Raw genomic sequence first — 255 nt, 5'->3', positions numbered from 1 at the left:
CCAGGTGCCCTTCATTGCGCAGGTGCCAAGTCATCTGCCGGACGCCGAAGAAGGGCGTCTCCAGGAATTGCTCATCGATCCTGCGCATAAGCGCGAGATTGATCTCGGTCTCGCCTTTCGGCGTGTAATAGAACGAAGAGCGCGCGATCGACAGCAGCGTGCACTGCTTGCCAATCGAGAGAGCGGGGTGATCAGGTTCTATCATCCCCCGTCTCACTTCCCGCCCCAGGGCTTGAGCTTTCGTGACAAAAAATC

At 57.6% G+C, this 255-nt stretch carries 1 pseudogene; it reads right to left on the bottom strand.

Features of this window, described 5'->3' with window-relative positions:
• Window positions 1-205, bottom strand: a pseudogene (locus DQG18_RS15905) (IS3 family transposase); the annotation flags it as partial.
• Between the last annotated feature and the right edge of the window lie 50 nt (window positions 206-255).

The organism is Pelagibacterium sediminicola (assembly GCF_003390885.1).
Taxonomy (GTDB): domain Bacteria; phylum Pseudomonadota; class Alphaproteobacteria; order Rhizobiales; family Devosiaceae; genus Pelagibacterium; species Pelagibacterium sediminicola.
Note: the sequence above shows the minus strand (reverse complement) of the source record. Positions and strands in the feature narration are given on the sequence as shown.